The organism is Phormidium sp. CCY1219 (genome assembly GCF_055795085.1).
Genome location: NZ_JAYFEQ010000168.1, coordinates 1 through 5058 on the forward strand (window position 1 = coordinate 1; position 5058 = coordinate 5058).

The following is a 5058-nucleotide window of genomic DNA, read 5'->3' on the forward strand; positions in this document are numbered from 1 at the left end:
CCCTCGTAGGGCTTAGGCTGGTCAGCTACCTAAAGTCAGGGGCTAGAAGCCCCGTCTCTTTAGCGCGGGGTGCTGACATTTCCCCTCGGCAATATGAAATTATAATAATGGGCTATCCACAAGGGTCGGGCAACCCCCTTTCTCATCATATCGAAATTCGAGCCAATTTTATGACAGACTATCGGGATAAAATTTATCACTCAATCGCCAGATTGCGCCAACTGACCCAAGTCAATGCGATCGCCCGTTGGAAACGGTGTGACTCAGACCTCCCGGTTTGCGAAGCGACAAACCCCCAGGTGTTCGAGAAATGGCCGATCGCCTCGGTGAACCATCGCGCCCATGTGAACTGGGCCTCGGGGTCGCAGGGTATCTGGTTGGCTCAGCAGTTCGTCGCACCTTCTGCATTGCACGGCTATCCCCTAGCCGGCTGTTGCTGGCGCTTGGCCCTCAGTTGGTGGGCGGAAGATGCCCAAATTTTCGTTAACGGGCAACTCGTGCAACGGGGGGATTTGTTCGATTGCAATACTCGCCTTTGCTTGCATACCAGTGTATCGCCTAATGCGGCGATCGCGGTGGCTATCCGTCTGGTGAGTCCAGGTCACGATCGCGGCGCATTGGTGCGATCGCTTTGCCTTTACGAACAACCGGATTCCCCCCGCATCGACCCCGGTTTTCTCGCAGATGAATTGGCAGTTTTCTGTCACTTCGCCCCCCGCAATTCCGATGGGGAATCTCAACTGGCTACCCTCTCTCAATTCCTCGAGGATATCCCTTGGAATGCTTTACCCCACAGCGTCCCCCAATTCGAGCGATCGCTGTTTCAATTGCGCACAACCCTTCGCCAAACGTTCCACACTGAGGCGAAAATATTCCTCATGGGTCACGCCCATTTAGACTTAGCTTGGTTGTGGCCAATTTCAGAAACGTGGGACGCCGCTCAGTCTACTTTTGCCTCAGTTCTTAATTTAATGGAAGCGTTTCCCCAGCTTACTTTTTCTCATTCTACCGCCGCTTTGTATGCCTGGATTGAAGAAAATCGCCCGGATATGTTTGCGGCGATCGCCCGTCAAGTCAAAGCGGGACGATGGGAAGTGGCGGCGAGTTTATGGGTAGAACCGGAACTGAATATTATCGGCGGCGAATCTATCGCGCGACAAGTGCTTTACGGGCAGCGTTATTGTCTGGAAAAATTCGGTCAGCTCTCTCCCGTCGCATGGCTTCCCGATAGTTTTGGCTTTTGCTGGCAATTGCCGCAATTTTTTAAATTAGGCGGCATCGAATACTTCGTCACCCAAAAGCTACGCTGGAACGATACTACTGAGTTTCCCTATGATTTATTTCAGTGGCGATCGCCCGATGGTACGGAAATTTTTAGCCTCATGTCTGCACCAATTGGCGAAGGTATCGACCCGGTAAAAATGGCCGATTATGCCGCCAATTGGCAGCAAAAAACTCGGGGGAATGATTGCTTGTGGTTGCCCGGAGTGGGAGACCACGGCGGCGGACCAACGCGGGATATGTTGGAACTGAGCGATCGCTGGCAAAGTTCTCCCTTTTTCCCCCCCCAAAAGTTTACCACTGCCTCCGCCTATTTGCAACACTTGCACCGCTGGGCAAATGAGCGCAAAAATCACGATTCTTCCCCTACCCTTCCGGTATGGAACGATGAACTCTATTTAGAATTTCACCGGGGCTGCTACACCACGCATGGCGACCAAAAATCCTTTAACCGTCGCTGCGAACAGTTGTTATATGAAGCGGAACTGTTTTCTGCTTTGGCCACCATTATTGCCGATGCACCTTATCCGAAATCCGCACTAGAAACTGCATGGAAACAGGTGTTATTTAACCAATTCCACGATATTTTACCCGGTTCGGCAATTCCGGAAGTGTATCGCGAGGCAAATGAAAATTGGCGCGCCGCCAAACGCCAGGGCAAAGAGCTTTTAAATCGGGCATTGCATGCGATTTCCCCGCACATTTGCCCCGCCCCACTATCCTTTCTCTGCGAGGCTCAACCGATAATTGTTTTCAATTCTCTCAATTGGCAGCGTTCGGAAATTGTGGCAATAGAATTACCGGAAAGCAATCCATCGGATAGGGAATGGCAAGTTTATAATAGTGCCGGAAAATCGCTGCGATCGCAGCGCAGCAAAACTACCTTATTCTTTGCCGCTGAAAATATCCCCTCTATCGGTTATCGCGTCTTCTGGCTAATGCGATCGCCCCAACAAACTTCCCCCTCCCACCCTCCTTCTCAGCCTAAGCCTGGAAACGCTAAATCCGAGAATATGTCTCCTAATATTCTCTCCCAAAAAACACTCAATTATCCCGATAATTCCCCCAAGCAATTTATCCTCGAAAACCCACATTTGCGCGTTGAAATCGACCCCAAAACCGGAGAAATATGTCGCCTATTCGACAAAAAAGCCAACCGAGAGGTGCTAACCGCTAACGGAAATCAACTGCAAGCTTTTGAAGATAGCGGGCAATATTGGGACGCTTGGAATATTGACCCCAATTACCCGCAATATCCTTTACCCGCCCCCCGCTTGCAAGCGCTAGAATGGGTGGAACGCGGCGAACTCTTGCAGCGCTTGCGCGTGGTGCGAAAACTGGGCGAATCGGAGTTTATCCAAGAGTACCGATTAGCCGCCGATTCATCGGTTTTAACTATTGCCAACCAAGTCAATTGGCAAGGGCGTCACGTGATGGTGAAAGCCGCATTTCCGGTGAATTTAAACGCCGAAAATGCTACCTATGAAATGCCCTGCGGTGCGATCGCGCGTCCCACAAAACCGCAAACTCCCGCCGAACAAGCGAAATGGGAAGTGCCGGCAATAAACTGGGCCGATATCAGTGCAGAAAATTACGGCGTCAGCATATTAAGCGATCGCAAATACGCCTATGATGCCCAATGCGATCGTCTGCGCCTAACCCTGCTGCGCGGTTCCACTTGGCCCGATCCAGCCGCCGATATCGGAACCCACGAATTTACTTATGCCATTTATCCTCATTCGGGAAACTGGAAATCCGCTCAAACCGTTCGACGCGGCTATGAGTTGAATTTCCCCTTACAAGTCCGAATTCTAGATAAATTCTCCGCGCAACCAGCAGCCAACAAATTCTCGCCTAAACCTACAGCCAGTTTTGTGGATTTATCCGCAGAAAATCTAGTGATTATGGCGTTAAAGCAGGCGGAAAACAACCCGCAGCGCTGGATTTTACGCTGTTATGAATCTATGGGCGAAGAAGCTCAACTTACCCTCACCAGCGATGTGGGATTGCAATGGCTTCGTGCTGTGGATATTTTAGAAAGAGAAATGGATTCACCAGAAAATTTTTCTGAGGAAAATTCAGTGAGTATCTCCCCCTGGAAAATATCCAGCTTTGAATGTATTTCTCGTTAACCCTATAAAGTGTAAAATTCCCACGATCCTCGAATTATCTGTTATCAAAGGATGGTTGTCTCGAAAGGTGCAGTACCCTTGGGAAAAGCTTTCCCGTGGTGTCTGGGAAGGAGTCAATGCAATTTAATCCGGGGGAGAAAGAAAACGAAAGCTGGTTAAGTCGCGACTTCCTTCTCGCCCCTTTCTCAATTGCAGAAAAAATGCAAAACCGCCTAGAGTGCTGCAATAACCGGGTTTGGGTGCATTTTTAGGAAAATTTTCGCCTTGCCTCTAGGCAAAAAGTCACCACAGTGATAGGATAAACCAATCAGCGTTAAAACTGAGTCGGGTTTCATTCGTATCCTTGCGGGAATTAAACCGATGCATATCAAAAAGAAGCATCAATCATCCAGCGATCGCCAAGGGCGAAATCTGTTAGAAAGGGCTGAATATCTCTGGCTTCTGGCTTCAGGGGTGGGAACCGTGGCGACGGCGATTTCTCAGCAAGTGCTGTATGTCGCCGCGCCCCTGCCGATCGCCATTGCCTTGCATTTTACCAACCAATCTCGACGCTTGAACCGCCATCGATCGCAAACTACTGCCGAATTGACGCAAATGCAGGATCGAATCGATGGATTGCCCGCCCCCCCAAATCTGGATCCGATTCGCGATCGCCTCGATGACATGGAACAAACCACTGAGGAATTACAACAACTCGAAACCCAAGGGCAACGATTACAGCACACACTCGCCGTCGCGATCGCCCAACTCGAAGCCACCACCCAGCAGCTACAACAGCAAACCCTGTCTCGCGAACAACAGACGCAAGCCGCACTTGACGCACTCCACACTCAACTGCAACAGTTAATCCCCACCCTCACGGATATAGAAGGATTAAATCAGCGGATGGAATCGGTGGAACATCATCAGGAAGATATTTTGCAGCAAGTGCCGCAGTTAATAGATACCCTCACCCAACTGCAGCAGCAAACCGCTACCCGGGCAGAAATCGAAGCTAAATTAGCGCAGTTTTCCCAGCAATTAGACAGCTTGCATCTCCTCGATCGGGCATTTACCCCCGCTTCGCAAGAGAAACGGAGTGAGGCGGAAACCGCGATCGCTTCTGCAACCCCCACCCTAGAACCCACTGATGTTTCTATCTACAACAGCCAGGATTATCCCACGGCGCAGGAGTTTACCGATGCGGAAGTGATGGATGTTTCTTTCCATCCAACCACACACAATTCTCCCTCGGATCTGATTTGGGCGATCGTGCGCGAAGGCAAAGAAGGCAAAAATCTTAGCGATCTGGATCTGCGAAATTCCAACCTGGCGGATGCCAATCTCAACGATGCGAATTTGATTCGCGCTAACCTCAGCGGTGCAAACCTCACCCGCGCTAATCTCAGCAATGCCGATTTGCGCTATGCCAATCTCAACGGTGCGATTTTGAGCGGTGCAAACCTGAGCTGGGCTAACCTGCGCTATGCCAATCTCAGCAGTGCAAAACTCATTGATGTCAATTTAAAAGGTACCGACCTATTTGGCGCTACCATGCCCGATGGTTCCCCCTATCATCGCGCAAATTAGCCCACCACAAAATTTGGCGGCGGGATGTTGACATGGAGTGTGGAGGTGATATAATAATTTTTAAGGCTAATTTCGA

2 protein-coding genes are annotated in these 5058 nt (G+C 50.2%); both read left to right on the forward strand.

Annotated elements, in window-relative coordinates; translation table 11 throughout:
* The first annotated feature begins 107 nt into the window (after nucleotides 1-107).
* The gene (locus AC0QH1_RS00970; protein ID WP_324628855.1) at nucleotides 108-3413 is read left to right on the forward strand and encodes an alpha-mannosidase; all 3306 of its coding nucleotides are present in this window, start codon (nucleotides 108-110) and stop codon (nucleotides 3411-3413) included.
* Nucleotides 3414-3773: 360 nt separating this feature from the next.
* Nucleotides 3774-4982 carry a pentapeptide repeat-containing protein gene (locus AC0QH1_RS00975; protein ID WP_324628856.1) on the forward strand — a complete coding sequence of 403 codons (1209 nt, stop codon included), beginning with the start codon at nucleotides 3774-3776 and terminating at the stop codon, nucleotides 4980-4982.
* Nucleotides 4983-5058 lie beyond the last annotated feature (76 nt).

Excerpts from the sequence above, each read along its gene's own strand:
- AC0QH1_RS00970 (WP_324628855.1), top strand. The coding sequence starts at position 108 with ATGGGCTATCCACAAGGGTCGGGCAACCCCCTTTCTCATCATATCGAA.
- AC0QH1_RS00975 (WP_324628856.1), top strand. The coding sequence starts at position 3,774 with ATGCATATCAAAAAGAAGCATCAATCATCCAGCGATCGCCAAGGGCGA.